Annotated in this window: 25 protein-coding genes and 1 tRNA gene; 15 read left to right on the plus strand and 11 right to left on the minus strand. The window is 65.9% G+C overall.

Going from position 1 to position 26,183, the window contains the following annotated elements; all coding sequences use genetic code 11:
• Positions 1-2: 2 nt before the first annotated feature.
• The 5 genes from AO057_RS09865 to AO057_RS09885 form a co-directional block, all read right to left on the minus strand.
• Entirely contained in the window at positions 3-509 is a 507-nt protein-coding gene (locus tag AO057_RS09865; RefSeq protein ID WP_057675462.1) for a peptidylprolyl isomerase, read from the minus strand.
• A gap of 8 nt (positions 510-517) precedes the next feature.
• Positions 518-1,111: a peptidylprolyl isomerase gene (locus AO057_RS09870; RefSeq protein ID WP_082605502.1), complete on the minus strand. Its 594-nt coding sequence runs from the start codon at positions 1,109-1,111 to the stop codon at positions 518-520.
• Entirely contained in the window at positions 1,108-2,394 is a 1,287-nt protein-coding gene (locus tag AO057_RS09875; protein WP_057675463.1) for a L,D-transpeptidase family protein, read from the minus strand. Before AO057_RS09875 ends, AO057_RS09870 begins: the two co-directional genes overlap by 4 nt.
• Before the next feature lie 52 nt (positions 2,395-2,446).
• Positions 2,447-3,496, minus strand: coding sequence for a tetratricopeptide repeat protein (locus AO057_RS09880; protein ID WP_057675464.1), 1,050 nt, complete (start codon positions 3,494-3,496; stop codon positions 2,447-2,449).
• A gap of 79 nt (positions 3,497-3,575) precedes the next feature.
• Entirely contained in the window at positions 3,576-4,094 is a 519-nt protein-coding gene (locus AO057_RS09885) for a tetratricopeptide repeat protein (protein WP_057675465.1), read from the minus strand.
• 133 nt (positions 4,095-4,227) lie between these two features.
• Between AO057_RS09885 and cysS the strand changes: the two genes are divergently transcribed.
• The 6 genes from cysS to AO057_RS09915 all read left to right on the plus strand — a co-directional run bounded on the left by cysS (position 4,228) and on the right by AO057_RS09915 (position 9,811).
• On the plus strand, positions 4,228-5,604 hold the full coding sequence (cysS, locus tag AO057_RS09890) for a cysteine--tRNA ligase (protein WP_057675466.1): 1,377 nt from the start codon (positions 4,228-4,230) through the stop codon (positions 5,602-5,604).
• Positions 5,601-6,245: a DNA-3-methyladenine glycosylase family protein gene (locus AO057_RS09895; protein ID WP_057675467.1), complete on the plus strand. Its 645-nt coding sequence runs from the start codon at positions 5,601-5,603 to the stop codon at positions 6,243-6,245. Before cysS ends, AO057_RS09895 begins: the two co-directional genes overlap by 4 nt.
• A 51-nt stretch (positions 6,246-6,296) precedes the next feature.
• A complete protein-coding gene (locus AO057_RS09900) occupies positions 6,297-7,274 on the plus strand; it encodes an acetyl-CoA carboxylase carboxyltransferase subunit alpha (RefSeq protein ID WP_057675468.1) in 978 nt (325 codons plus the stop codon).
• Between the two features lie 78 nt (positions 7,275-7,352).
• Positions 7,353-8,297: a tRNA lysidine(34) synthetase TilS gene (gene tilS / locus AO057_RS09905; protein WP_057675469.1), complete on the plus strand. Its 945-nt coding sequence runs from the start codon at positions 7,353-7,355 to the stop codon at positions 8,295-8,297.
• Between the two features lie 103 nt (positions 8,298-8,400).
• Positions 8,401-9,669 (plus strand): aspartate kinase, encoded by a 1,269-nt coding sequence (locus tag AO057_RS09910; RefSeq protein ID WP_057675470.1) that lies wholly within the window; start codon positions 8,401-8,403, stop codon positions 9,667-9,669.
• A gap of 49 nt (positions 9,670-9,718) precedes the next feature.
• A tRNA-Ser gene (locus AO057_RS09915) sits at positions 9,719-9,811 on the plus strand.
• A 181-nt stretch (positions 9,812-9,992) separates the two neighbouring features.
• On the opposite strand, the gene AO057_RS09920 is transcribed toward AO057_RS09915, so the two are convergent.
• The gene (locus tag AO057_RS09920) at positions 9,993-10,400 is read right to left on the minus strand and encodes an RNA-binding S4 domain-containing protein (protein WP_057675471.1); all 408 of its coding nucleotides are present in this window, start codon (positions 10,398-10,400) and stop codon (positions 9,993-9,995) included.
• A 49-nt stretch (positions 10,401-10,449) separates the two neighbouring features.
• Here AO057_RS09920 and AO057_RS09925 point away from each other — a divergent pair, with 49 nt between their 5' ends.
• From AO057_RS09925 to AO057_RS09960, 8 genes are all read left to right on the plus strand, one after another.
• Positions 10,450-11,925: a sigma-54 interaction domain-containing protein gene (locus tag AO057_RS09925; protein WP_057675472.1), complete on the plus strand. Its 1,476-nt coding sequence runs from the start codon at positions 10,450-10,452 to the stop codon at positions 11,923-11,925.
• Positions 11,926-12,073: 148 nt separating this feature from the next.
• Positions 12,074-13,270, plus strand: a complete 1,197-nt coding sequence (locus AO057_RS09930; RefSeq protein WP_082605503.1) for a substrate-binding domain-containing protein — start codon at positions 12,074-12,076, stop codon at positions 13,268-13,270.
• A 153-nt stretch (positions 13,271-13,423) separates the two neighbouring features.
• Positions 13,424-14,188 (plus strand): ABC transporter ATP-binding protein, encoded by a 765-nt coding sequence (locus tag AO057_RS09935; protein ID WP_057675473.1) that lies wholly within the window; start codon positions 13,424-13,426, stop codon positions 14,186-14,188.
• The gene (locus tag AO057_RS09940) at positions 14,185-14,910 is read left to right on the plus strand and encodes an ABC transporter ATP-binding protein (protein ID WP_057675474.1); all 726 of its coding nucleotides are present in this window, start codon (positions 14,185-14,187) and stop codon (positions 14,908-14,910) included. The genes AO057_RS09935 and AO057_RS09940 overlap by 4 nt, the downstream gene beginning before the upstream one ends.
• The gene (locus tag AO057_RS09945) at positions 14,907-15,893 is read left to right on the plus strand and encodes a branched-chain amino acid ABC transporter permease (protein WP_371258270.1); all 987 of its coding nucleotides are present in this window, start codon (positions 14,907-14,909) and stop codon (positions 15,891-15,893) included. Before AO057_RS09940 ends, AO057_RS09945 begins: the two co-directional genes overlap by 4 nt.
• A 12-nt stretch (positions 15,894-15,905) precedes the next feature.
• A complete protein-coding gene (locus AO057_RS09950; RefSeq protein ID WP_057675476.1) occupies positions 15,906-16,994 on the plus strand; it encodes a branched-chain amino acid ABC transporter permease in 1,089 nt (362 codons plus the stop codon).
• A complete protein-coding gene (locus tag AO057_RS09955) occupies positions 16,991-17,860 on the plus strand; it encodes an alpha/beta fold hydrolase (protein ID WP_057675477.1) in 870 nt (289 codons plus the stop codon). The genes AO057_RS09950 and AO057_RS09955 overlap by 4 nt, the downstream gene beginning before the upstream one ends.
• Before the next feature lie 64 nt (positions 17,861-17,924).
• Positions 17,925-18,581: a glutathione S-transferase family protein gene (locus AO057_RS09960; protein ID WP_057675478.1), complete on the plus strand. Its 657-nt coding sequence runs from the start codon at positions 17,925-17,927 to the stop codon at positions 18,579-18,581.
• A gap of 12 nt (positions 18,582-18,593) precedes the next feature.
• Here the strand turns inward: AO057_RS09960 and hemH are convergent, their stop codons facing one another.
• Positions 18,594-19,685, minus strand: coding sequence for a ferrochelatase (gene hemH, locus AO057_RS09965; RefSeq protein WP_057675479.1), 1,092 nt, complete (start codon positions 19,683-19,685; stop codon positions 18,594-18,596).
• A gap of 19 nt (positions 19,686-19,704) precedes the next feature.
• On the opposite strand from hemH, the gene AO057_RS09970 reads away from it, so the two are divergent.
• The gene (locus AO057_RS09970; protein WP_082605504.1) at positions 19,705-20,418 is read left to right on the plus strand and encodes an HAD family hydrolase; all 714 of its coding nucleotides are present in this window, start codon (positions 19,705-19,707) and stop codon (positions 20,416-20,418) included.
• Here the strand turns inward: AO057_RS09970 and AO057_RS09975 are convergent.
• From AO057_RS09975 to hpnC, 4 genes are all read right to left on the minus strand, one after another.
• Complete coding sequence (locus AO057_RS09975) at positions 20,415-22,841, minus strand: penicillin acylase family protein (protein WP_057675481.1); 2,427 nt, start codon at positions 22,839-22,841, stop codon at positions 20,415-20,417. The genes AO057_RS09970 and AO057_RS09975 overlap by 4 nt on opposite strands.
• Positions 22,842-22,912: 71 nt before the next feature.
• Positions 22,913-24,196: a hydroxysqualene dehydroxylase HpnE gene (hpnE, locus tag AO057_RS09980; protein ID WP_057675482.1), complete on the minus strand. Its 1,284-nt coding sequence runs from the start codon at positions 24,194-24,196 to the stop codon at positions 22,913-22,915.
• A 154-nt stretch (positions 24,197-24,350) separates the two neighbouring features.
• Positions 24,351-25,190: a presqualene diphosphate synthase HpnD gene (gene hpnD, locus AO057_RS09985; RefSeq protein ID WP_057675483.1), complete on the minus strand. Its 840-nt coding sequence runs from the start codon at positions 25,188-25,190 to the stop codon at positions 24,351-24,353.
• Between the two features lie 34 nt (positions 25,191-25,224).
• The gene (gene hpnC / locus AO057_RS09990) at positions 25,225-26,103 is read right to left on the minus strand and encodes a squalene synthase HpnC (protein WP_057675484.1); all 879 of its coding nucleotides are present in this window, start codon (positions 26,101-26,103) and stop codon (positions 25,225-25,227) included.
• Positions 26,104-26,183: the final 80 nt, after the last annotated feature.

Here is a 26,183-nt window from a genome sequence, read left to right on the forward strand (position 1 = left end):
GATCAGAGCGCGACGGCCTTCTCGATCACCACGTCGTCCTTGGGGACGTCGCCATGGAAGCCTTTTTGGCCGGTCTTGACGGCGGCGATCTTGTCCACCACATCGGTGCCGGCCACCACCTTGCCAAACACGGCGTAGCCCCAGCCCTGGGCCGAGGGGGCGGTGTGGTTGAGGAAGCCGTTGTCGGCGATGTTGATGAAGAACTGCGCCGTGGCCGAGTGCGGATCATTGGTGCGCGCCATGGCCAGGGTGTACTTGGTGTTCTTCAGGCCGTTGTTGGCTTCGTTGTCGATCGGCTTGTCCGTGGCCTTCTGGGTCATGCCGGGTTCGAAGCCGCCGCCCTGGATCATGAAGCCGGGGATGACACGATGGAACACCGTGCCGTCATAGTGGCCCTTGTTCACGTAGGCCAGGAAGTTGGCCACGCTGTTGGGCGCCTTGGCGGCGTCGAGTTCGATCTTGATGGTGCCGAGGCCGGCGATGTGGAGTTCGACGTGGGGATTGCTCATGGTGGATCTCAGGGCAGCACGGTGGCCGCGTTGATGGTGATGGGGGTCTGGGGCACGTTCTGGTGCATGCCTTTGTCGCCGGTGGGCACGGCGCTGATCTTGTCGACGACATCCATGCCTTCAACGACCTTGCCGAACACGGCATAGCCCCAGCCTTGCTGGGTGGGCGCCGTGTGGTTGAGGAAGGCGTTGTCAGCGACGTTGATGAAGAACTGCGCGGACGCCGAATGCGGATGCGGCGTGCGCGCCATGGCCAGGGTGTACTTGTCGTTCTTCAGGCCGTTGTTGGCTTCGTTCTCGATCGGCTTCTCGGTGGGCTTCTGTGCCATGGCGGCATCAAAGCCCCCGCCCTGGACCATGAAGCCGGGGATGACGCGGTGAAAAATCGTGCCCTTGTAGTGGCCTTTGCGCACGTAGGCCAGGAAGTTCTCGACGGTTTTGGGCGCTTTGGCGGCATCCAGTTCGATCACGATGTCGCCAGCGCTGGTGGCCAGCTTGACGCGCGGCGATTTGGCCTGTGCCTGTACCGCACTGGTGAACAGCAGACAGGCGCCGGCCAGCAGCAGGCCACGGCGCAGCCCGGAGAAAAAAGTCAGACTCATCCAATGATTCCTTCAAAGAAAATTTTCCATTCGCTGCCCTGGCGTACCCAGTACTGGCGTTTGGTGGGTCCGCTGCGCTCGCCGTCGGCGACTTCACCAAAGGTCACGACCATGGTGTCGGTGGCGTCGGTCCAGCGCAGGTAGGACAGGTCCTTGAGCTGGATGGGTTTGCCGCGGGCCTTGTCGACCTCGCTGCGCAGCGCTGGCACCCATTCGGCCAGGGATTTGTCGTAGCTCTTGAAGTCGGGCGTGTAGAAGCTCAGCAGCTGATCCACGTCGCCGCGGGATTTGGCACTGCGCCAGGCGTCCAGAACGTCTTCGAAGGGCTTGCGCTGGGCCTGCACACTGTGGGGGGCGACCCATTCCAGCCTTGGCGAGATGACGACCGGCGTGGTGCGGATCTCGACCGTTCGGCTGAGAAACGCCAGATCAGGGTTGGACAGGACCACGCAGCCGTCGGAGGCCAGGGGGGCGCGTGAGAACTGGTTGGGCGGCGTGCCGTGCAACCAGATGCCACGACCGGTCTTGCCGCGCTTGCTGTCGAGGACGTTGGGGTAGTTGATTGGGAGCGCCCCCGAACCGTAGAAGTCGCTCAATGACTTGGGGTCGAGATTGCTGATGATGAAGTACACACCCAGCGGAGTGCGGGCATCGCCTTCGACCATCTTTTCGATGCCCGACTTGCCGACCGAGATGTAGAAATCGGCCACCAGCTTGAGTTGCTGCGGAGTGTTCTCGAAGAGGTACAGGCGGGAGCGCGAGGCATCGATGGCGATGGCGTGGCGGTTGCGCGGCGACAGGGCCAGGAACTGCGAGGGGATGGCGCCGACGGGCGGCCGTTCGCGCAAGGCCTTGATGCGCATCTGTGATTCGTGGCGTAACTCGCTCAGGGTGGTGCCAGCGCTGCCACCGGCCAGGGCCGCAGGCACATCCCCAAAATCGCGCACGGGTCGGGCCTGGGTCGTCAGCAGGTCGCCGTAGACCAGTTGGGCCAACTGGAAGTTCGGATGGTCGCGCACCAGGCTTTCGGCGCGCTCCAGGGCATCCCGCGTGTAGCCGGCGCCGGTCAGTCGGTAGATCTCGATCAGGCGAGCCTCGGCCGCACCATTGACCTGACCAGCACCAGACGCAGATGACTGCATGAGCGCTGCTTGCATGGGCATCTGTGGCGCAGCCATCGCCACGGTCTCGCCACGCGCCTGTTCGCCACGGTCGCTGGCAAGCGCCACGAGGACGATGGTGGTACCCAGGAGCAGCAGAAGAGGGCGGGAGCCTAGTTTCATGTCAGTACGGAATGTGTCCAGCGCGGTGACGCAAGGCCTGCACGTCAGGTTCTCAGCCGCCGCTGGATTCCTTGACGATCAGCCAGCGGTCGCCCGCCCGGACCAGTTCGAGCGTCTTGCGGCTCAATACCGCCAGAGCGTCGGCCTTGTAGTCCTGGCGGAATTTTGCCACGGCGCGGTTGCCTTTGACAGTGATTTGCAACTCCAGCAGGTTGACCGAAATGCGCGACTTGCCAGTAATGCGCAGTCTGCGGTCCTGTTCCCAGGCGCTGCGGCTTTGCTGACCAGGCGTTTCGAAGCTCTTGTCGTAGGCCGCAAGATACTGGGTCATGTTCTTGTCGGTCCAGGCGCGGGCCCAGGCGCGCACGGCCAGTTCCACGTCGCGGTTGCTGTCCGCGGCAATTGGGGGCTGAGGTGGCGTGGCAGGAGGTGCTGGCACTGCTGCCGTTGCGGCCGCGGGTTTGGCCGGGGCGGGTGCGGCGGCCACGACGGCGGGCTTGGTCGGCGCCGGCGCGACGGGCTTGATCGCGGGTGTGCTGGGGGCGGCTGCCAGCACCGGCCGCGCCTGGCTGGCGGGTGCGGGGGAGAGTTCCCGGATCAGGGCCAGGCGGGCCGGGCCGGGCTGGGGGCTGCCATCGAGCTGCAGGGCCTTGCTGTAGGCCTGGCTGGCCAGGCGGGCGTAGACGTCAGCGAGGTTCTCGTGCGCCGTGGCGTAGCTCGGATTGGTGCGCAAGGCCTTTTCCAGCGCGACACGGGCCTTGTCGTATTGCCCCTGGGCGGCATGGATGACCGCCAGATTGTTGTAGGGCTCGGGCAGCTCGGGGTGGTCTTCGCTGAGCCGCGTGAAGGTGGTGAGGGCATCGGCCGGGCGGCCCGTTTCACGCTGGATCACGCCCTTGAAAAGGCGCATCTGGGGGTCGCGTGGCTTGGCGGCGAGATGACGGTCGACCCGGGTCTGGGCTTCGACCAGTTTGCCCTCGCGCAGCAGCTGGGCGACGTCACTGTAGTCGTCGGCGTGCGCTGTACCCAGGGTCAGGCTGATGGCCAGGGCCAGCAGGCGAACCAGCAGCAGAATGGAGGAGTGGGCACGACCTAGCTTCATGAACTGGACGAATTGTAGGGGGACAGGTCCCGAATGATGGCAGACAGCAGGACCGCTTGCAGCCGGTGAGAGCAGCGGATCACGGACAGCTGGCGCCCTGGGCTGCCAGCCTGGCTTTCAGGCCGCTGTTGGTGGCATCGAGCTGCAGTGCCTTGCAGTAGGCCTGCTGGGCCAGCCGCGCATGGATATCCCCCAGGTTTTCATGGGCTGTGGCATAGCCGGGATTGGCGCGGATCGCCATCTCGAGTGCGATACGAGCCCTGTCGAAATCGCCCTGCGCGGCGTGGATGACGGCCAGGCTGTTGTAAGGCTCGGGCAGTTCCGGGTAGTCCTCGGTCAACTTGGTGAAGGTGGCCAGCGCTTCAGCCGTCTGGCCCGATTCGCGCTGGATGACACCCTTGAAATAACGCATCTGGGGGTCGCGCGGCTTGGCGGCCAGGGCGCGGTCGACCCGGGCCTGGGCCTCGGCCAGTCGACCGGCGCGCAGCATCTGGCCGACATCGCTGTAGTCGTCGGCCACGGCCATGCCAGAACCCAGGCTGGCGCTTATCGCGAGCAGGCGTAGCAATGCAAGAAGGTGGGCGCGACCGGGCTTCATGAGGGCTGTGCTAGGGGTGGGGCATACCCGGTCCAGGGAGGTTGGCCGGGGCTTTATACTGCGTTCGATTGTAGCCCCCGTCCTAGTTCTCCGCCGGCGCGCCTGCCCTTGCGCGACGGTTTCTGATTGATCCATGAGTCTGCGCATATACAACACGCTGTCGCGTGCGCTGGAGCCTTTTATCCCGCTGGAAACCGGCCATGTCCGCATGTACGTCTGCGGCATGACGGTCTACGACCTGTGCCACCTGGGTCACGCCCGTGCCATGGTGGCTTTCGACGTGGTGCAACGCTGGCTCAGGGCCAGTGGTCTGCGTGTGACCTATGTGCGCAACGTCACCGACATCGACGACAAGATCATTAAGCGCGCGCTGGAGAACGGTGAAACCATCCGTTCCCTGACCGACCGCATGGTCGAGGCCCTGCACCAGGACGCCGATGCCCTGGGCATCGAGCGCCCCACGCACGAGCCGCGTGCCACCGAGTACGTGCCGCAGATGCTCGGCCTGATCGGCACCCTGGAGCAAAAGGGCCTGGCCTACCGCGCCGGCAATGGCGACGTGAACTATGCCGTGCGCAAGTTCGTGGGCTACGGCAAGCTCTCGGGCAAGTCGCTGGACGAGTTGCGCGCCGGCGAGCGCGTGGCGGTGCTGGACGGCAAGGACGATCCCTTGGATTTTGTCCTGTGGAAATCAGCCAAACCCAACGAGCCGGCTGAAGCCAAGTGGGACAGCGCCTACGGCCCGGGCCGCCCGGGCTGGCACATCGAGTGCTCGGCCATGAGCTGCGAGATGCTGGGCGAGACCTTCGACATCCACGGCGGTGGCGCCGACCTGCAGTTCCCTCACCACGAGAACGAGATCGCGCAGAGCGAAGGCGCCACCGGCAAGCCGCTGGCCCGTTACTGGATGCACAACGGCTTCGTGCGGGTGGACAACGAGAAGATGTCCAAGTCCCTGGGCAATTTCTTCACCATCCGCGAGATCCTGTCCAGGTACGACCCGGAGACGGTGCGCTTTTTCATCATCCGCGCGCATTACCGCAGCCCGCTGAACTACAGCGACGCGCATCTGGACGATGCGCGCGGCGCGCTCAAGCGTCTGTACACGGCCTTGCACGCGGTGAAGCCCGCGACCGTGGCGATCGACTGGCTCGACGCCCATGCGGCGCGCTTCAAGACCGCCATGGACGAGGACTTCGGTACGCCCGAGGCGGTAGCCGTGCTGTTCGAATTGGCGACCGAGGTCAACAAGACGGGCTCGGCGCAACTGGCCGGCCTGCTCAAGGCCCTGGGCGGCTGTCTGGGTTTGCTGCAGGATGATCCTGAGGCCTTTCTGAAGGCAGGCTCCGCGCTGGACGAGGCCTCGATCCAGGTGCTGATCGGGCAGCGCGCCGCGGCCAAGGCCGCCAAAAACTTCGCCGAGGCCGACCGCATCCGCAAAGCATTGCTGGAGCAGGGCATCGTGCTCAAGGACTCGCCCGCCGGCACCACCTGGGAGGCAGCCCAGTGAGCCCGGCCCTGGCACCCAAGGTGTACACGCCCGACTACTGGGAAGAGGCCTGCAAGCACCTGATGAAAAAAGACCGGGTGATGAAGCGCCTGATCCCGCAGCACGGCGACGCCTGCCTGCAGACCCGGGGCGACGCCTTCACCACGCTGGCACGCAGCATCGTGGGCCAGCAGATCTCGGTCAAGGCGGCGCAGACCGTCTGGGACCGTTTTGCAGAACTGCCCAAGCGCATGACGGCGGCCAATGTGCTCAAGCTCAAGGTGGACGACATGCGCGCTGCGGGCCTGAGCGCGCGCAAGGTCGAGTACCTGGTGGACCTGGCCCTGCATTTCGACAGCGGCGCCATCCGTGCGCCGGCCTGGAAGGACATGGACGACGAGGCCATCATCACCGAACTGGTGGGCATCCGTGGCATCGGCCGCTGGACGGCCGAGATGTTTTTGATCTTTCATCTGATGCGTCCCAACGTGTTGCCCCTGGACGATGTGGGGTTGATCAACGGCATCAGTCGCAGCTATTTCTCCGGTGAGTCCGTCAGCCGCAGTGACGCCCGCGAAGTGGCGGCCGCCTGGGCACCGTTTTGCAGCGTCGCAACTTGGTATATTTGGCGCTCGCTCGATCCGGTACCGGTCGAGTATTGACGTTTGGGGCCCGGGCTTTGGGAGCGGGCACATAAAACAAGGAGTTTCTCCATGGCCAAGAAGACATTTCTCGATTTCGAACAGCCGATCGCCGAGCTCGAGGCCAAGATCGAAGAGCTGCGTTATGTGCAGACCGAATCCGCCGTCGACATCAGCGAGGAGATCGATCAGCTCAGCAAGAAGAGCCAGCAGCTGACCAAGGACGTCTACAGTGACCTCAATCCCTGGCAGATCACCAAGATCGCCCGTCATCCCGAGCGTCCTTACACGCTCGATTACGTCAACGAGCTGTTCACCGACTTCGTCGAGATGCACGGTGACCGCCACTTTTCTGATGACCTGAGTATCGTGGGCGGCCTGGCGCGTTTCAACGGCACGGCCTGCATGGTGCTTGGCCAGCAGAAGGGCCGTGACACCAAGGAGCGCGGCCTGCGCAATTTCGGCATGAGCAAGCCCGAGGGCTACCGCAAGGCCCTGCGCCTGATGAAAACGGCCGAGAAGTTCGGCCTGCCGGTCTTCACCTTTGTCGATACACCCGGCGCCTACCCCGGCATCGATGCCGAGGAGCGCGGCCAGTCCGAGGCGATCGGTCGCAACATCTTCGAGATGGCGCAGCTGGAAGTGCCCATCATCACCACCATCATTGGTGAGGGCGGCTCCGGTGGCGCGCTGGCGATCTCGGTGGGTGACCAGGTGCTGATGCTGCAGTATTCGGTCTACTCGGTGATCAGCCCCGAGGGCTGCGCCTCCATCCTCTGGAAAACCGCCGAGCGCGCACAGGACGCAGCCGAGGCCCTGGGCATCACGGCGCATCGCCTCAAGGCCCTGGGCCTGGTCGACAAGATCGTCAACGAGCCGGTGGGTGGCGCGCACCGCGACCCCAAGCAGATGGCAGCCTTTCTCAAGCGCGCCCTGGGCGATGCCTACCGCCAGGTGGCCGACCTCAAGGTCAAGGAGCTGCTGGAGCGCCGTTATGAGCGTCTGCAGAGCTATGGCCGCTACACCGACACCAAGACCAGCGGCAAATAAGCCCCAGGCGCGGCGAAGAGCTCCGCCGGGCCGCTCCCAAGATGCTCGCGCCGCAGTGCGCAGCACGAAGGTACCCCAGTGACCCGCACACTGGCGCAGGCCCTGCAGGATTTCCAGCCCGGCTTGCCCCTGGCGGTGGCCTACAGCGGCGGTGCCGATTCCACCGCGTTGCTGCTGGCCTGTGCCGAGCGCTGGCCGGGCCAGGTCAGCGCCATCCACATCCATCACGGCCTGCAGGCAGCAGCCGACGGTTTCGAGTCGCATTGCCGCGAGGTCTGCGCCCGTCTGGGCGTGCCCTTGCAGGTGCAACGCGTCGATGCCCGCCATGCGCCCGGCCAGAGCCCCGAAGAAGCCGCCCGTAGTGCCCGCTACGCCGCCTTGCGCCAGTGTGCCGAGGCACACGATCCGCCGATCCGGCACATCGCCCTGGCCCAGCATGCCGACGACCAGGTCGAGACGCTGCTGCTGGCCCTGAGCCGTGGGGCCGGCCTGCCGGGCCTGAGCGCCATGCCGGTGCAGTGGGAACGTGATGGCATCTATTACTACCGTCCCCTGCTGGAGGTGAGTGGGGCCGAGTTGCGCCTGGGCTTGCGCGAGCGGGGCGCCTGCTGGGTCGAGGATCCGACCAATGCCGACGAGCAGTACACACGCAACCGCATCCGTTCCCGCCTGTTGCCGGCGCTGGAGGCAGCCTTTCCGCAGTTTCGCGATACCTTTGCCCGCAGTGCCGCCCATGCGGCGCAGGCCCAGCGCCTGCTGGACGAACTGGCAGCCGAGGACCTGGTGCGTGTGGGGGCACCACCGCAGATCCAGGCCTTGCAGCAGCTGTCCCGGGAGCGCCAAGCCAACGTGCTGCGCGCCTGGCTGCGCGGTACCCATGCCACGGCCCCCAGCGCGGCGCAGTTGCAGGAGTTGCTGGACCAGGTGGGGGCCTGCACCACGCGCGGCCACCGCATCCATCTGAAGGTCGGGAGCGGCTTTGTGGAGCGGCGGGGGCTCGTGCTGACTTGGTACAATCCCTAGGTTTTGCCCCTGGCGGCATTGCCGCGGCGGCAGGTCACTCACCCTTGTAGATACCGGCGCTTCGCCATCCAGGCGGGGCCAGCCATCCAATCCAGATATTTCAATGGCACTGATCGTTCACAAGTACGGCGGCACGTCCATGGGCTCGACCGAGCGCATCCGCAATGTCGCCAAGCGCGTCGCCAAGTGGGCCCGCGCCGGCCACCAGATGGTGGTGGTGCCCTCGGCCATGAGCGGCGAAACCAACCGCCTGCTCGGCCTGGCCAAGGAGCTCGCGCCCGCAAAGTCCAATGAGGCCACCAACCGCGAGCTCGACATGCTGGCCGCCACCGGCGAGCAGGCCTCCAGCGCGCTGCTGGCCATCGCCTTGCAAGCCGAAGGCATGGCCTCGGTGAGTTATGCCGGCTGGCAGGTGCCGATCAAGACCAACAGTGCCTACACCAAGGCCCGCATCGAATCCATCGACGACCAGCGTGTGCGCGCCGATCTGGCCCAGGGAAAAGTTGTGATCGTCACCGGTTTCCAGGGCATCGACGAGCAGGGCCACATCACCACGCTGGGTCGTGGCGGCTCGGACACCTCGGCCGTGGCCGTGGCGGCGGCCATGAAGGCTGACGAGTGTCTGATCTACACCGACGTCGATGGCGTCTACACCACCGATCCGCGTGTCGTGCCCGAGGCGCGCCGTTTGCATACCGTGAGCTTCGAAGAGATGCTCGAGATGGCCTCCATGGGCTCCAAGGTGCTGCAGATCCGCTCCGTGGAATTCGCCGGCAAATACAAGGTGCCGCTGCGCGTGCTTTCCAGTTTCACGCCCTGGGACATCGACATCAACGAGGAAGCCAAGTCCGGCACCCTGATCACCTTTGAGGAAGACGAGAAAATGGAACAAGCCATTGTTTCCGGCATTGCATTCAACCGCGACGAAGCCAAGATCTCCGTGGTCGGCGTACCCGACAAGCCGGGCATCGCCTACCAGATCCTGGGCGCCGTGGCTGACGCCAATATCGAAGTCGACATGATCATCCAGAACATCAGCAAGGATGGCAAGACCGACTTCAGTTTCACCGTCAACCGCAACGACTACGCGCGTGCCATGGACCTGCTCAAGGACAAGGTCGTGCCCGCGCTGGGTGCGCAGGAAGTACTGGGTGACACCAAGATATGCAAGGTCAGCATCGTTGGCATCGGCATGCGTAGCCACGTCGGCATCGCCAGCAAGATGTTCCGCTCGCTGAGCGAGGAGGGCATCAATATCCAGATGATTTCCACCAGCGAGATCAAGACCTCCGTCGTGATCGACGAGAAGTATATGGAGCTGGCCGTGCGCGCCCTGCACAAGGCCTTCGACCTGGACCAGCCTGCGGCCTGAAATCGCGCTGATCACAGGCGGGATTCATGCGATAATCCCGCTACCTTTTGGAGACGTGACCGAGTGGCCGAAGGTGCTCCCCTGCTAAGGGAGTATGGGGTGTAGAGCCTCATCGAGGGTTCGAATCCCTCCGTCTCCGCCAAAAGAAAAGCCCCGCCTAGTGCGGGGCTTTGCTTTTGGCGGAGACGGGAGGGTGAGAACACTCTGGTTCGCTCGAAAACAGTCCGGGGGACTGTTTTCGGACGCGCGCAGCCCCGAGAAATTCGCGTCAGACGAATTTCGAGCAATCCCTTGGCGCCAACCGCATCGCACAAACGCAGCGCTCAGGAGTCAGTGGAAGCACTCCACCGCTCGTTCCAGCCGGCCTTCTCGATCTGCCGCCGATCCCGCTTGGTCGGCCTTCCCTGCTCGATGCTGAGCGCCGGTTCGGCCGCCAGTCGCCGCTGTTCGACCGCAGCTTCACGCGCCAAACGGCTGGCCTCGGTTTCCTCATAGAGTTGTTGCGCGACCGGTGCCGGCCCACGTTGCCCGCTCAGACCCCGGACAGTCACGATGCGTGTGACAGGGCCCTGGCGCAGGGTGACCAGATCGCCGGACCGTACCTCGCGCGCTGGCTTGACCGTCTGCTCGTTGACCAGCACCCGGCCCTTGGCGATCTCCTCCACGGCCAGCGAGCGCGTCTTGTAGAAACGGGCCGTCCACAGCCATTTGTCGATGCGCAGGGCGTCCATCAGGGAAAGCGGGGAGGGCGGAACATGCGGGTCACTGTACCATCGCCGCATGGAAAAAACGGACGTCCTGCCGCGCGATGCCCAGAGCATCCTGGAGCTGGCTGCCCGCTCCATGTTCGACCTGTTTGCCAATGCCAGCGAAGGCATGCTGCTGGTGGACCGCCAGGGCAAGGTGGTCTGGATCAACGAGCAATACAAGCGCTTCCTGCCGGCGTTGGGATATGCGCGGGTCGAGGATTTCGTCGGCCACCCGGTGTCCAGCGTGGTCCACAACACGCAGCTGCACCATGTGCTGGAAACCGGCAAGCCCATCCTGATCGACCTGCTGAGCAACCGGGCCGGCACCTTCGGGGTCAGCCGTATTCCGCTGCGCGACAGTTCAGGGGAAGTCATCGGTGCCCTGGGCATCGTGCTGTTCGATCACCCCGAAACCAATCTGCAGCCGCTCATCAACAAGTTCGCCGCCCTGCAGCGTGAACTGGATGAGGCAAGGCGCGAACTGGCCAGCCAGCGCAGCAGCGGCCAGCGCCGCGCCAAGTACACCTTTGCCAGCTTCGTGGGGGGCAGTCCGGCCGTGGTGGAGCTCAAGCGTCTGGCGCGCCGCGCCGCGCAGTCGGGCAGCCCGGTGCTGCTGCTGGGCGAGACCGGCAGCGGCAAGGAGCTGCTGGCGCATGCCATCCATGCCGTGTCCTCGCATCCCAATGGCCCCTTCGTCACCGTCAACATTGCCGCCGTGCCCGACACCTTGCTGGAGGCCGAGTTCTTCGGTGTGGCACCCGGCGCCTACACCGGGGCCGAGCGCAAGGGGCGCGACGGCAAGCTCAAGCTGGCCGACGGCGGCACGCTGTTCCTGGACGAAATCGGTGACATGCCGCCGGGCCTGCAGGCCAAGCTGCTGCGTGCCCTGCAGGAAGGCGAGTTCGAACCCCTGGGCTCCAACCGGCTGCTGCGTTTCGAGGCCAAGGTGATTGCCGCCACCTCGCGCGACCTGGTGCGCCTGGTGCGCGAGGGCAAGTTCCGCGAAGACCTGTATTACCGCCTCAATGTGCTGCCCATCCGCGTGCCGCCCCTGCGTGAGCGGCGCTCCGACATCCCGGCGCTGGTCGAGGCCCTGGGCGAGGAACTGGCCCAGCGCAGCGGGCTGCCGCAACCCGAGTACACGCCCGAGGCCATGGACCTGCTGGCGGCCCAGCTCTGGCGCGGCAATGTGCGCGAACTGCGCAATGTGCTGGAACAGGCCGCCTTGCTGGGAGACTCAAGCCGGATCGACGGCGAACGGATCACGCGGGTGCTGCGGGAAACCGGTATCGAACAGCTGGAAGCGCCACTGTCTGCCGCGGCACCGGCCCGTGTCGCGCCGGAGGGCGGGGTGCGGCCACTCGCTGAGCAGGTGGCCGAACTCGAGCGCTCGGCCATCGCTACCGCCTTGACGGCCTGTGGCGGCAACAAGGTCGCCGCAGCCCGGATGCTGGGCATCTCGCGGGCCACGCTTTATGAGCGGCTGGATGCAAATGTCTTGAACTAAGACATGTGTATTAATTTCAGACATTTATTTGTATGATATTCAGTCAATTCATTGGCATCTGAAAATAAAGTCCATTGGAATCAATGGCTTGCGATGTGGCACGGTATCTGCAGATATGTATCCATAACATTTACATGAGGAGACCTGTATGCAACGTCGTTTCTGGATCATCCGCAGCGGCCTGATCGGCGCCGCCCTGATTACCGCCGTCCTGGCGGCAGGCGTCCACGCCCAGGGCAAGGACATCCGCATCGCCCACATCTACAGCAAGACCGGTCCACTCGAAGCCTATGGCAAGCAGACACAGACCGGCTTCATGATGGGCCTGGACTACGCCACCGGCGGCACCATGCAGGTGGCCGGCCGCAAGATCGTGGTGATGGAGAAGGACGACCAGGGCAAGCCCGACCTGGGCAAGAGCCTGCTGGCCGCCGCCTATGGCGACGACAAGGTGGACCTGGCCGTCGGCCCCACCGCTTCGCCCGTGGCCCTGGCCATGTTGCCTGTGGCCGAGGAATACAAGAAGATCCTGCTGGTCGAGCCGGCCGTGGCCGACTCCATCACCGGCGACAAGTGGAACAAGTACATCTTCCGCACCGGCCGCAACAGCAGCCAGGACGCCATCGCCAATGCCGTGGCCATGGACAAGGAAGGCATCAGCATCGTGACCATGGCGCAGGACTCCGCCTTCGGCAAGGACGGCGTCAAGGCCTTCCGCGAGGCGCTCAAGAAAGCCAAGCTGGTGCACGAGGAGTACCTGCCCCCGGCCACCACCGACTTCACCGCCGGCGGCCAGCGCATGATCGACAAGCTCAAGGGCCTGCCGGGCCGCAAGGTGATCTTCATCATCTGGGCTGGTGGCAACCCCTTCAAGATTGCCGACATGGACCTCAAGCGCCACGGTATCGAGATCGCCACCGGCGGCAACATCCTGCCGGCCATGGTGGCCTACAAGCAGTTCCCGGGCATGGAAGGCGCGGCCTACTACTACTTCGGCATGCCCAAGAACCCGATCAACGAGGCCCTGGTGGCCCAGCATTACAAGCAGTTCAAGGCGCCACCGGACTTCTTCACGGCCGGCGGTTTCAGCGCGGCCATGGCCGTGGTCACGGCCCTCAAGAAGACCAATGGCGACACGGCGACCAACACGCTGATCAAGACCATGGAAGGCATGAGCTTCGACACGCCCAAGGGCAAGATGACCTTCCGCAAGGAAGACCACCAGGCCATGCAGAGCATGTACCACTTCAAGATCAAGGTGGACCCGGCGTTCAACTGGGGCGTGCCTGAACTCGTGCGCGAGATCAAGGCAGAAGAGATGAACATCCCCATCCGCAACCGCTGAGGGTGTGCTCGGCTACTGCGCGCGCCGATGGCGGCGTTGCGCAGTGCTCGAAATCCTCACGTACCGCAAGTACGTTCCGGTTTCTGCGCGCTGTGCGCCTTGCCCTCGGCGCGCTCGCTACGCCGCTCCCACCCTCAGTACTTCTCCCTGGACATGCTGGAAACCAGAAATCTCACGATCCGCTTCGGCGGCCACGTGGCGGTCAACGCCGTTTCGTGCCGCTTCGAGCCGGGCACGCTCACGGCCATCGTCGGTCCCAACGGGGCGGGCAAGACCACCTATTTCAACCTGATCTCGGGGCAGTTGACGGCTTCCGAGGGCGCGGTGTTGCTGGGTGGGCGGGACGTGTCGGCCCTGTCGGCGTCGGCGCGCACGCGCGCGGGGCTGGGCCGGGCTTTCCAGCTGACCAATCTGTTTCCCAACCTCAGCGTGCTGGAGAACGTGCGCCTGGCCGTGCAGGCCACGCTCGGCGGGCCGCACCGCCGTGGCCTCAACCTCTGGAGCATCTGGAGCGACCACGCGCGCCTGACGGCACGTGCGCACGAGATTCTTGAATCGGTGGCCATGGCACAGCAGCAGGACGCCCCGGTGGCCAGCCTGCCGCATGGGGATCAGCGCAAGCTGGAAGTGGCGCTGCTGATGGCGCTGGATCCGCAGGTCTACATGTTCGACGAACCCACGGCCGGCATGAGCCACGACGAGGCGCCGGTGATCCTCAATCTGATACGCAAGTTGAAGCAGGACAAGAGCAAGACCATCCTGCTGGTCGAGCACAAGATGGACGTGGTGCGTGAACTGGCCGACCGCATCATCGTGCTGCACAACGGCACGCTGGTGGCCGATGGTGAGCCGGCGGAGGTGATCGCTTCGCCCGTCGTGCAGGAAGCCTATCTGGGTGTGGCGAAGGAGCCCGCATGAGCGACATCCTGCTGAAACTCGAGGGCGTACACACGCACATCGCGGCCTATCACATCCTGCATGGTGTGGACCTGCAGGTGCCGCGCGGCCAGCTCACCCTGCTGCTGGGCCGCAACGGCGCGGGCAAGACCACCACGCTGCGCACCATCATGGGCTTGTGGCGCGCCTCGGCCGGCCGCATCACCTTCGACGGCCAGGACATCACGGCCCTGCCGACACCGGCGATCGCGGCGCTGGACATTGCCTACGTGCCCGAGAACATGGGCATCTTCGCCGACCTCACGGTGAAAGAAAACATGCTGCTGGCCGCGCGCCAGGCACGTCGTGCCGGCGACATGGACGAAGCCCGCCTGCAGTGGATCTTCCAGCTCTTCCCCGCGGTGGAGAAGTTCTGGAACCATCCCGCCGGCAAGCTCTCGGGCGGGCAGAAGCAGATGCTGGCGGTCTCGCGCGCCATCGTCGAACCGCGCCGCCTGCTCATCGTGGACGAACCCAGCAAGGGCCTGGCGCCCGTGATGGTTGCCAACATGATCTCGGCCTTCCAGCAGCTCAAGGCCAGCGGCGTGACCATCCTGCTGGTGGAGCAGAACATCAACTTCGCCAAACAGCTGGGGGACAGCGTAGCCGTGATGGACAACGGCCGCGTGGTCCATGCCGGCAGCATGCAGGCGCTGGCCGGCGACGAGGAACTGCAGCACGCGCTGCTGGGGCTGGCCCTATGAGCATGAACAAGGATTTCGATTACAAGCCGCTGCTGTTGGTGCCTGTGCTGGCGCTGGCCGCACTGCCCCTGATCGGCTCGGGCTCCACGTGGCTTACGCTCACCGTGGCCGGCCTGGCCATGGGCATGATCGTCTTCATCATCGCCTCGGGCCTGACGCTGGTGTTTGGCCTGATGGACGTGCTCAACTTCGGCCATGGCGTCTTCATTGCGCTGGGCGCCTTCGTGGCCACCAGCGTGTTGGGAATGATGGGCGACTGGACCGGCTCACAGGAACTGTGGCGCAACCTGCTGGCCGTGCTGCCGGCCATGGTGGTGGCCATGCTCGTGGCCGGTGCCATCGGCCTGGCGTTCGAGCGCTTCATCGTGCGGCCGGTCTACGGCCAGCACCTCAAGCAGATCCTCATCACCATGGGCGGCATGATCATCGGCGAGGAGCTGATCAAGGTGATCTGGGGGCCGCTGCAGATCGCGCTGCCGCTGCCCGAGGGCATGCGCGGCGCCGTGCTGCTGGGCGATGCCTCGGTCGAAAAATACCGCCTGATCGCCGTGGTGGTCGGCCTGGCCGTGTTCGCCGCCCAGGCCTGGACGCTGTCGCGCACCAAGATCGGCCTGCTGATCCGCGCCGGTGTTCAGGACCGCGAGATGGTCGAGGCCCTGGGCTACCGCATCCGCCGGCTCTTTGTGGGCGTCTTTGTCATGGGCAGCGCACTGGCCGGCCTGGGCGGTGTGATGTGGGGCCTGTACCAGCAGAACGTGGTGCCGCAGATGGGTGCGCAGGTCAATGTGCTGATCTTCATCGTCATCATCATCGGCGGCCTGGGCTCCACGACGGGCGCCCTGATCGGCGCGCTGCTGGTGGGCCTGATGGCCAACTACACCGGCTTCCTGGTGCCCAAGGTGGCGCTGTTTTCCAACATCGCGCTGATGGTGGCCATCCTGCTGTGGCGGCCCCAGGGTGTTTATCCGGTCGCCAACCGCTGAACGGAGCGAAGCATGTTTGCCCGTCTCATCTCCAACGACCTGCCGCGCAGCCGCATCCTGACCGTGCTGCTGGTCCTGCTCCTGCTGGCCCTGGCCGCAGCGCCCTTTATCGTGCCGGGTGTCAAGGCGCTCAACGTGGCGGCCAAGATCCTGATCTTCCTGGTGCTGGTGGCCAGCTTCGACCTGCTGCTGGGTTACACCGGCATCGTCAGCTTCGCCCACACCATGTTCTTCGGCATCGGCGCCTACGGCATCGCCATCGCCACCACGCATCTGGGGCCGACCTGGACGGCACTGGCCGTGGGGCTGGCGGCCGCCCTGGCGCTGTCGCTGCTGCTGGCGCTGGCCATCGGCCTGTTCTCGCTGCGGGTGCGGGCGATCTTCTTTGCCATGATCACGCTGGCCGTGGCTTCGGCCTTCCAGACCCTGGCCTCGCAGCTCTCGGAGTTCACCGGCGGCGAAGACGGCCTGAGCTTCAAGCTGCCGGCGCTGCTCTCGCCCAGCTTCGAGTTGTTCGAGGAACCGGTGCTGGGCACCATGATCGACGGCAAGCTGATTTCCTACTACCTGCTTTTTGTCGTAGCCCTGCTGCTGCTGCTGGCCCTGCTGCGCATCGTCAATTCGCCTTTCGGACGCGTGCTGCAGGCCATCCGCGAGAACGAATTCCGGGCCGAGGCCCTGGGCTACCGCGTGGTGGTCTACCGCACGCTCTCCAGCGTGCTGTCGGCCCTGTTCGCCTGCCTGGCTGGCGCCATGCTGGCGCTCTGGCTGCGCTACAACGGGCCGGACACCTCGCTCTCCTTCGAGATCATGATGGACGTGCTGCTGATCGTGGTCATCGGCGGCATGGGCACGATCTACGGCGCGGCCATCGGCGCGGCGCTGTTCGTGGTGGCGCAGAGTTATCTGCAGGACCTCCTGCGTCTGGGCAGTGAGGCCGCCGCCGGCTGGCCGCTGCTGGCCGCCTTGCTTTCACCCGACCGCTGGTTGCTCTGGCTCGGTCTGCTTTTTGTCTTGTCGGTCTATTACTTCCCCACCGGGGTCGTGGGACGCTTGCGGGCGGCCTCTGCCCGTCGGATGGCCATGGGGGCTGCACGATGACTCCCCGGTCGACTTACCTGAGTTTGGCGGGGCGCGAGATTCACTGCATGGAGTGGGGCGCTGACCATCACAAGACCGTGATCGCCTGGCATGGCCTGGCGCGCACCGGACGCGACATGGACGAGCTGGCCGGGCACCTGAGCGCCCAGGGTTACCGCGTCATCTGTCCCGACACCCTGGGCCGCGGCCTGAGCCAGTGGAGTCCGCAGCCGCAGCAGGAATACAAGCTGGCCTTCTACGCGCGCCTGGCGGCCGATCTGTTCGAGCAACTGGGCATTGCTTCGGCGCATTGGGTGGGCACCTCCATGGGCGGGGCCATCGGCACGGTGTGCGCCGCAGGGTGCCTGCAGCCGCAACTCAAGGCCCGCATCCGCAGCCTGGTGCTCAATGACAATGCGCCGCAGCTGGCCGATGCAGCCATCGCACGCATCCGTGCCTATGCCGGCAACCCGCCGGCTTTCGAGACGGTCTGCGAACTGGAAGCGTTTTTTCGCCAGGCCTACAAGCCCTTTGGCTGGCTCAGCGACGCGCAGTGGCGCCGCCTGACCGAGACGTCGACGCGCCGCCTGCCCGACGGCCGGGTGACCCCGCACTACGACCCGGCGATGGTGCAGCAGTTCGTTCACCACCCGGACGACTACCTGTTGTGGGAGCACTACGACCAGATCGACATCCCGATGCTCTTGTTGCGCGGGGCCGAATCGGATCTCGTGCTGCCCGAGACGGTGGAGCACATGCGCACGCGAGGGCCAGGTAGCCAGGGCAGGCTGCAGGTGATCGAGGTCCCGGGTTGCGGCCATGCGCCGGCGCTCAATGTGCCTGCTCAACTCGATGCCGTGCTGGACTTCATCCGTCGCAACGACTGAGCCGGGGCGACATCAGGCCCAGGGTCTTGGGCACAATGCTGGCTGTTTCAAACGAGGAGACTTCATGGCATTGACGATCTACGGCATCCAGGCATCCCGGGCGGTGCGCCCGCTCTGGGTGGCGACCGAACTCGGCCTGGCGTTCGAGCACGTGCAGACGGACTACAAGGCCGGCACCACACGGATGCCGGACTTCCTGGCGCTCAATCCGAACGGCCATATTCCGGTGGTGGTGGACCATCGGCCCGAGGGTGATGTGACGGTCTGGGAGAGCATGGCCTGTGCGCTCTACATCGCGCGCCAGCACGGGCAGTCCGATGGCCTCAACCTGGTACCGGCCACCCCGCGCGAGGATGCCGAGGCCCTGCGCTGGAGTTTCTGGACCGTCACCGAAGTGGAAAAGGATGCGCTTACCGTGCTCATGCACCGGCTCGCCATGCCGGAAGACCAGCGCAAGCCCGAGCTGGCCGAAGCGGCCGAGCAGCGCCTCAAGGTGCCGCTGCGTGTGCTGGAACAGCACCTGGCGCAACAGAAGGCGCGTGGTGAGGCACACATCGCTGCCGCCCGTTTCACCGTGGCCGATCTCTGCGTTTCCAGCGTGATGCTGTGGGTGCGCCCGGCACGTGAACTGCTGGCGCAATACCCGCTGGTCAGCGAGTGGCTGACGCACTGCCTGGCACGGCCGGCCTACACCTCCTTGCGCCACCCCAAGAAGACCTGAAGCTACGCTGATTCAGCGCGGGGCTCCCAGGGCCAGGGCGGCGGCACGCGAAGCCGCCAGCGCGGCTGCATCCGGCGCCTGCCGGGTCGGCCAGCCGGCCAGGTGCTGCTGCGTCAGCTGACCCATGGCCTCGATCCATGCCGCGCTGTCGTTCAGGCAAGGGATGTAGTGGAAGGCCTGGCCGCCGGCGTGCAGGAAGGCTTCGCGCACTTCCTGCGCGATCTCCTCCAGCGTCTCCAGGCAGTCGCTGGTGAAGCCGGGGCAGACCACGTCAATACGCTTGATGCCGGCCTGCGCCATCCGGATCACGGTCGGCTCGGTATAGGGCTCCAGCCACTTGGCCTTGCCAAAGCGCGACTGGAAGGTCACCGTGTACTGCTCCTTCGTCAGGCCCAGTTCCTGCGCCAGCAGGCGCGCGGTCTTGTGGCACTCGCAGTGGTAGGGATCGCCGAGGTGCAGGGTGCGCTCGGGCACACCATGAAAGCTCATGACCAGCTGGTCCGGCTGGCCATGCGCCTGCCAGTGGGTGCGGATGCGCTGTGCCAGTGCGCCGATGTAGCCGGCATCGTCGTGGTAGCGGTTGATGAAACGCAACTCGGGGATGGTGCGCACGCGGTCGGCCCAGTGGTAGACGGCATCGAACACGCTGGCCGTGGTGGTGCCCGAGTACTGCGGGTAGGCCGGCAGCACCAGCACGCGGGTGGCGCCCTCGGCCTTGAGCGCATCGAGCTGCGCGGCCATGGACGGGTTGCCGTAGCGCATGGCGTAGCGCACGGTGACGTGGTGGCCCTGCTGCTGCATCCACGCCTGCAGGGCTTGCGCCTGCCTTTCGGTCCAGACCTTGAGCGGCGAGCCTTCGGGCGTCCAGATCGTGGCGTATTTGGCTGCCGATTTGGCCGGACGCAAGCGCAGGATGATGCCGTGCAGGATCAGCCACCAGATCGGCCGGGGGATCTCCACCACGCGGTGGTCACCGAGGAACTCGGCCAGGTAACGGCGCAGCGCAGCGGGGGTGGGGGCGTCGGGGGTGCCCAGGTTGCACAACAGGATGGCCGTGGTCGGCACCTGGCCATGGGTGTACGCGGGTTCTTTTTTGAATGCCATGCGGTATTCTCGCCCACCTATGCACGCCACGCTCGACGCTTCCCGGATCAAGGCCATTTCCCTCGACCTCGACGACACCCTGTGGCCGATCTGGCCGGTGATCACCCGCGCCGAGTTGGCCCTGCAGGACTGGCTGCGCCCGCATGCGCCGGCCACCGCCGAATTCCTGACCGACGGCGAACGGCGCCTGGCCCTGCGCCGCGAGGTGCAGGCCAGCCGGCCCGAGATCGGGCACGACCTGCGCACCCTGCGCCAGGAGCTGATCCGCCGCGCCCTGCAACGCCATGACGAGGACAGCACGCTGGTGGAGCCAGCCTACGAGGTTTTCATCGCCGAACGCATGCGCGTCGAACTCTACGCCGATGCGCGTCCGGCGCTGGCCTGGCTGGCGCAGCGTTACCCGGTGGTGGCCCTGTCCAACGGCAATGCCGATGTGCAGCGCATCGGCCTGGGCGAGTTTTTCCAGGCGGGCTTCAGCGCGCAGGAGTTCGGCCTGGGCAAGCCTGATGCGCGCTTCTTCCATGCAGCGGCCGAGGCTGTGGGCGTGTTGCCGCACGAGGTGCTGCACGTGGGCGACGATGCCGCGCTCGACGTCGTGGGGGCGCTGGAGGCCGGCTTGCAGACCGTCTGGGTCAACCGGGGTGGCCACGACTGGACGCACGACAGCCACCGCCCGCATGCCACCGTGGAGGACATGCAGGCGCTCTGCGCGCTGCTGGACAAGGACGCTTAAGGCGCAGGCTGCAGCACCAGCGTGCTGCGCGTGACCGCTTTCACGTCGGCCGGGTTCAGGTGCATGGGCTGGTAGCGGCCGGCGATGAAGTCCTGCGCCTGGTCGGCGTAATGCGGATCGAACAGCGCACCGCTCTGGCCCACGGGATTGATGCCCAGGGCCTTGCCGGCATCGGCGAAGTCGATCAGCCGCCGCGTCGAGGGGCCGTAGTTCACGCTCCAGGGCGCCGGCCCCAGCGCGTGGGCCAGGTTGTTGGGAATCTCACGCCCGCCCGGGGCTTGCAGCGGACCGACGTCGAACAGCTTGTCCAGCGGCTTGAGGCGCCCCAGCGGGTGGCCGTGGGTCACCGTGTGGTTCTTGCCCCAGGTCCAGCCGGGCAGGGAGAGGCCACGCAGGTCCTGCAGATGCTTGAGGGTGGCGCGCCAGGCCTGCTGCACGGTGTCGCTGCGGTTCTCTTTCTTCTCCGTGCGGCGATCGTCCCACCAGGGCGAACGCGGGTCGGCCACCAGCCGTGGCAGTGCATGGTCGATGGCACGTGTACGCAAGAGGTTGTTGAACTGCACCTCGCCCAGTTCATCGGCCATGGTCGCCTTGAGCAGCTCGTAGACGAACTGGTTGTAGACCGTGGGGGCGATGCTGGCCGTGCTGTGGCGGCCATCCCATTCGGCCACCTGGTCGATCAGCGCGCGCTCGATGGTGTCGGTTGACATCTCACGTAGCAGCGGTAGCAGCGGGCCCAGCACGCGCGCCGCGTAGTCGGTCTGCTCGTCGAGCTGCAGGGCCTGGCTGTTCTGCAGGTTCCACAGGGTGCCGGTGGGACGCAGCAGCTGGTCCAGGCGCCGCGCGCGCTCGGGCAGGTTGTAGTAACCCGGCACCGGCACGCCGCTGCGCGGCACGGGCTGATGGTTGGCCGAGACGATGTAACCCCGCGCCGGGTTTTCTTCCTGCGGGTTGTCGGCAAAGCGGTAATAACCCGGCTTGTCGGCCTGCTCGCTGCCGCCGTCGAGGATAAAACTCGGGTTCACGCTGGGCGGGCGCTGCACCAGCCTGGCCGCGGCCCACCAGCCGATGTCGCCGGCTGCGTTGGCCCACACCACGTTCAGGCCTGGTGCGTGGATCTTGCTGGCTGCCGCACGCGCCTTGGGCAGGGTGTCGGCGCGGTTGAGTTCATGGAAGGCGTCGAGGATGGGGTTCTCGGTCTCCAGAAAGGTCCACCACATGGCGATCGGTGCCTGGCCCATGCTGTCGGGGAAGGCCTGGTTGATGAGGGGGCCGTGGGGCGAGCGGGTCAGCGTGATGTTGACCGGATCGGCGTTCTTCACGGTGATGGTTTCGGTGCGGCTTTGCAGCGCGACCCACTGGCCCTGGTGCCAGACCTGGCGCGGGTTGTCCGGGTTCACCTTCAGGGCCACCAGATCCATGTCGTCGTTCTGGAACATGGTCAGGCTCCAGCCGAACTGCTTGTTGTGGCCCAGCAGCGCAAAAGGGTTCAGGGCCTGGTGGTGGCCGTAGAGCTCGAAACCCGGCGCGCTCAGGTGCGCCTCGTACCAGACCGCGGGCAGCGCATAGGCGATGTGCGGATCACCGGCCAGCAGGGGTTTGCCACTGGCGGTGCGCCGACCGGAAATGGCCCAGGCATTGCTGCCTTCGAAGAGCGGCACCCCTGCGAGGTCCATGGCCTGCTGGCTGACTTCAGAGACGCGCGCCAGCGCCTGCCAGTCGGCCGCGGCCAGCTTGCGCGCGGGTGCCTTTTGCGCCACCGGGCCGACCACCCCCAGGGGTTGCCATTCCAGATCGAAGACCTGCAGATAGTCGGGGCCGAGCTGGTCCCGCACATAACTCAGCACGGGCTCGGTGCGCAGCGTGGCGGCGAAGCTGTAGGCCAGGTAGCCGGCCACGGCCAGGGTGTCGACGGGCGTGTAGTGCTGGGGCTGGATGCGCAGCAGATCGAACTCGACCGGCAGGGGACGCGTGTCCTGGAATTCGTTGATGCCGTCCAGGTAGGCCAGCAGGCCCACCCAGGCGGGGCTGTTGCGATCGATGCGTTTCACGCGTTCCTCGGCATGGGCCCGCAGCTCCAGCGTGCGGAACAGGCGGTCGGTATCGAGCAGTTTGGGGCCGAGGATCTCGGCCAGCTCACCGCGCGCCAGGCGTCGCACCATCTCCATCTGGAACAGCCGGTCCTGGGCGTGCAGGAAACCGAGGGCGCGGTAGAGGTCGATTTCGTTCTGCGCCTGCAGGTGCGGTACGCCACGCTCGTCCCAGTTCACCAGGACCGGGGCCTTGAGCTGGCTCAGCGTGAGCGTGCCGCTGCGCTGTGGCAGCTTGCTGCGGGCATGCCAGACGCCGGCGGCGATGGCGATGGCCAGCGCGGTGATCAGCACGATGAGCAGGATGAACAGGACTTTGAAGGTGCGTTTCATCTCGGCGGGGTCTCCTGGTAATCAGCGGTGCTGCTCTGGGTTCTCTTGCGTTGCCGCATGTCTGCTTTGTATCACCTGCCGAGGGCCTGTGCGGCCGCCAGGCCGCTGCGCACCGCACCTTCGAGGGTAGCGGGGTAGGGGCCTGCGACATAGTCGCTGCAGGCCAGCAGGCCGGGCGCGATGGTCTGCGCAGGGCGTTGCAGGGCGGGCGTACAGGCAAAGGTGGCGCGTTTCTCGACCACGGTCTGTACGGCCTGCAGGTCCAGGCCCAGTTGGCTGCGGGCCTGCTGCAGGACCTGGGCCTGGATCGTCTCGCGTTCCCCCTGGCTGGCACTGACCACGAAGGCCAGCAGGCCGGTTGATCCGTCGAGCTGGCCGCGGTCAAAGACGAATTGCGCCGGCTGCCCGGTGTCGTGGCGCAGGGCCAGCATGGGGGCTGGCAGTCGGGCCGTTGGGGCCCAGGCATAGACGGTGGTGATGGCTTCGAAGTGCAGGGCGGCGGCGGTTGCCGCCCAGGCTTTCAGGGCCGCGGATTCCGCTTGGGGCCCTGCGGCACCGGCGACCAGGCGCGCCGCCTCGGTCGAGGAACAGGCCAGCAGCGCGCGGTCGAAGATCTCTTCATTGAGTTGCCACTGCGCGGCCTTGGCCTGCAAGGTGTTGATGCGTGTACCGGTCTGAATGGCCGCACCGTGCCGGGCCAGCCAGTGCGCAGCCGCCTGCGGAAACAGGCCGGTCAGATCGATGCGCGGCAGCAGCAGTTGCGAGCCGCCGCGCACACCGAACAGCGCATCGCGCAGAACGCGCAGAAAAACCTGGGCGCTGGCCTGGTGGGCGGGGGTGTTCAGGGCCGACACGCACAGCGGTTCGATCAGCTCCTGCATGACATGGGGACCGAGCGTGCGGCACAGATCGGCCACCGACAGCTGTGCCTCGCACTCGAACCCCCGGAGCTTCCATCCCAGGGCCGCCTGCAACAGGCCCAGGCGCTCCGGCAGCGGCCAGCTGCCGTTGCGCAGGATGCCAGCCAGCACATCCAGCGGCACGGGCAGGCGTGGCAGTTGCAGTCCGGCCCCGTCGGGAAACTTCAGGGTCAGTGGCAGGCGTTGCAGCGCGGTCTCCGTGTCCACACCGACCTCTTGCATCAGGCGCAGTGTCTCGGTGTAGGCGCCGATCAGGATGTGCTGGCCGTTGTCCAGTGTCACGGCACGACCATCGGGCAGGTGGCCTTCCAGGCCACGCGCTCGTCCCCCGAGGGTACGTGCGGCTTCGAACACCGTGACCTGATGGCCAGCCTGTGTTGCTGCGACTGCCGCGGCCATGCCGGCCCAGCCAGCGCCGACAACCGCAACTCTCACTTGAGCACCGCCGGGCCGCCCCAAGGTGCGAGACGTGACGACGCCAGAGGCGTGCGTTTCTTCGGCCCGTCCGAGCCTGCGCAGGCAGGCTCGGAGCCGCGGCCCTCAGCCCCCTTGGGGGGCAGCGCAGTACACGCAGTGACAAGCGTGGGGGTCATAGCTTCCCCAAGGCCTGCACGCGCCAGGCCAGCCAGAGCTTGCGCAGGGGCGTGAGGCTGATGCGCTGGTGCAGCACCTGGAAGTTGTCGCGCTCGATCTCGCGCAGCAGGGTGCGGTAGATGCTGGCCATCATCAGGCCGGGTTTCTGGGTGCGGCGATCGGCCTCGGGCAGCAGGGCCAGGGCTTCGTCGTAGAGCTGGTGGGCCCGTGTTGTCTGGAACTTCATCAAGGCCACGAAACGCTCCGAGTGCTGGCGCTTGAGCAGTTCGTGCGCCTTGACCTCGAACTGTTGCAGTTCGTTCACCGGCAGGTAGATGCGACCGCGCAGCGCGTCTTCGCCGACGTCGCGAATGATGTTGGTCAGCTGGAAGGCCAGGCCCAGAGTGTGGGCGTAGCGCGTGGTCTGCTCCTGGGTCTGGCCGAAGATGCGGGCCGCCACCTCACCCACCACGCCCGCCACCAGGTGGCAGTAGCGCTGCAGGCCCTGGTAGTCCAGGTAACGGGTCTGCTGCAGGTCCATCTGGCAGCCTTCGATCACGGCCAGCAGGTGGCGCGCCTCGATGCCGTACGCGGCGGTGTGCGGCATCAGGGCCTGCAGCACCGGGTGCGTGGGCTGGCCGGCATAGGCGCGGGTGACCTCGGCTTCCCACCAGGCCAGCTTGGTCTGGGCCACGCCGGGGTCGGACACTTCGTCCACCACGTCATCGACCTCACGACAGAAGGCGTAGAAAGCCGTGATGGCCGCGCGGCGCGGCTTGGGCAGGAAGAGGAAGGCGTAATAGAAGCTGCTGCCGGAGGCGGCGGCTTTTTGCTGGACGTAGGTCTCGGGCGTCATGGGTTTGATTGTCGCTGCATCAGTGGCCATCGCTTCACATCCACAGGCTGCGCCAAAGGAGCAGCGGGGCGTCGGCAGCGCCGACCTTGGGGCGATGCTGCAGGCTGTTGAAGCCCAGGGCCTCTATCTTGTCCAGGATGCGCAGGCCGCCTTGCACCACCAGGCGCAGTTCCCAGCCGGCGCGGCCCGGGATGCGGTGCACCAGCGGCGCGCCTGTTTGCATGAGGGCACGCGCCGCGCGCACCTGCGATGCGATCAGGGCCAGGATGTGGGGCGTCGGTCTGAGGCTGGCCAGTTCAGCGCGCTGTACGCCCTGGGCGGCGCAGTCCGCGTCGGTCAGGTAGTGGCGTCCACGCGGGATGTCGCGGCTGAGGTCCTGCCAGAAGTTGATGAGCTGCAGGGCGCTGCAGATGGCGTCGCTCTCGCGCAGTGCGGTCTCGTCCTGTACCCCGTACAGATGCAGTAGCAGGCGGCCCACCGGGTTGGCCGAGCGGCGGCAATAGTCCAGCAATTCAGCCGGGTCGGCGTAGCTGGCCTGGTCGCGGGTCATGCGCACGTCCTGGGCAAAGGCGTCGAGCAGGTCGTCCAGCAGCGGCACAGGCAGGTGGAATTCCCGCAGCATGGCGGCCAGCGGCTCGCAGACCTGCGGCCAGCGCCCGCTATGCGGCTGACCCTGGGCCAGGGCCAGCAGGTCGGCCCGGTAGGCGCTCAGGTCGTCCAGGCGCTGTTGGGCCGTGGCCTCGCCTTCGTCGGCGATGTCGTCGGCCGTGCGGGCGTAGTGGTAGATGGCGGCGATGGGCGGGCGTAGCCGCGGCGGGCACAGCCAGGAAGCGACGGGGAAGTTCTCGTAATGCTCAACGGGCTGGGTGGGGATGGGCTTGTTCACGCCGTGGATTTTCGCCCGGCTTGACATAGGTCGGGTTTTTACCTAGATTACTGACCCATTGGTTATTAATTAAAAACTCACTTCCGGAACCCCTGCCATGTCCGATA

Source organism: Curvibacter sp. PAE-UM, assembly GCF_001432305.1.
GTDB lineage: Bacteria > Pseudomonadota > Gammaproteobacteria > Burkholderiales > Burkholderiaceae_C > Hylemonella.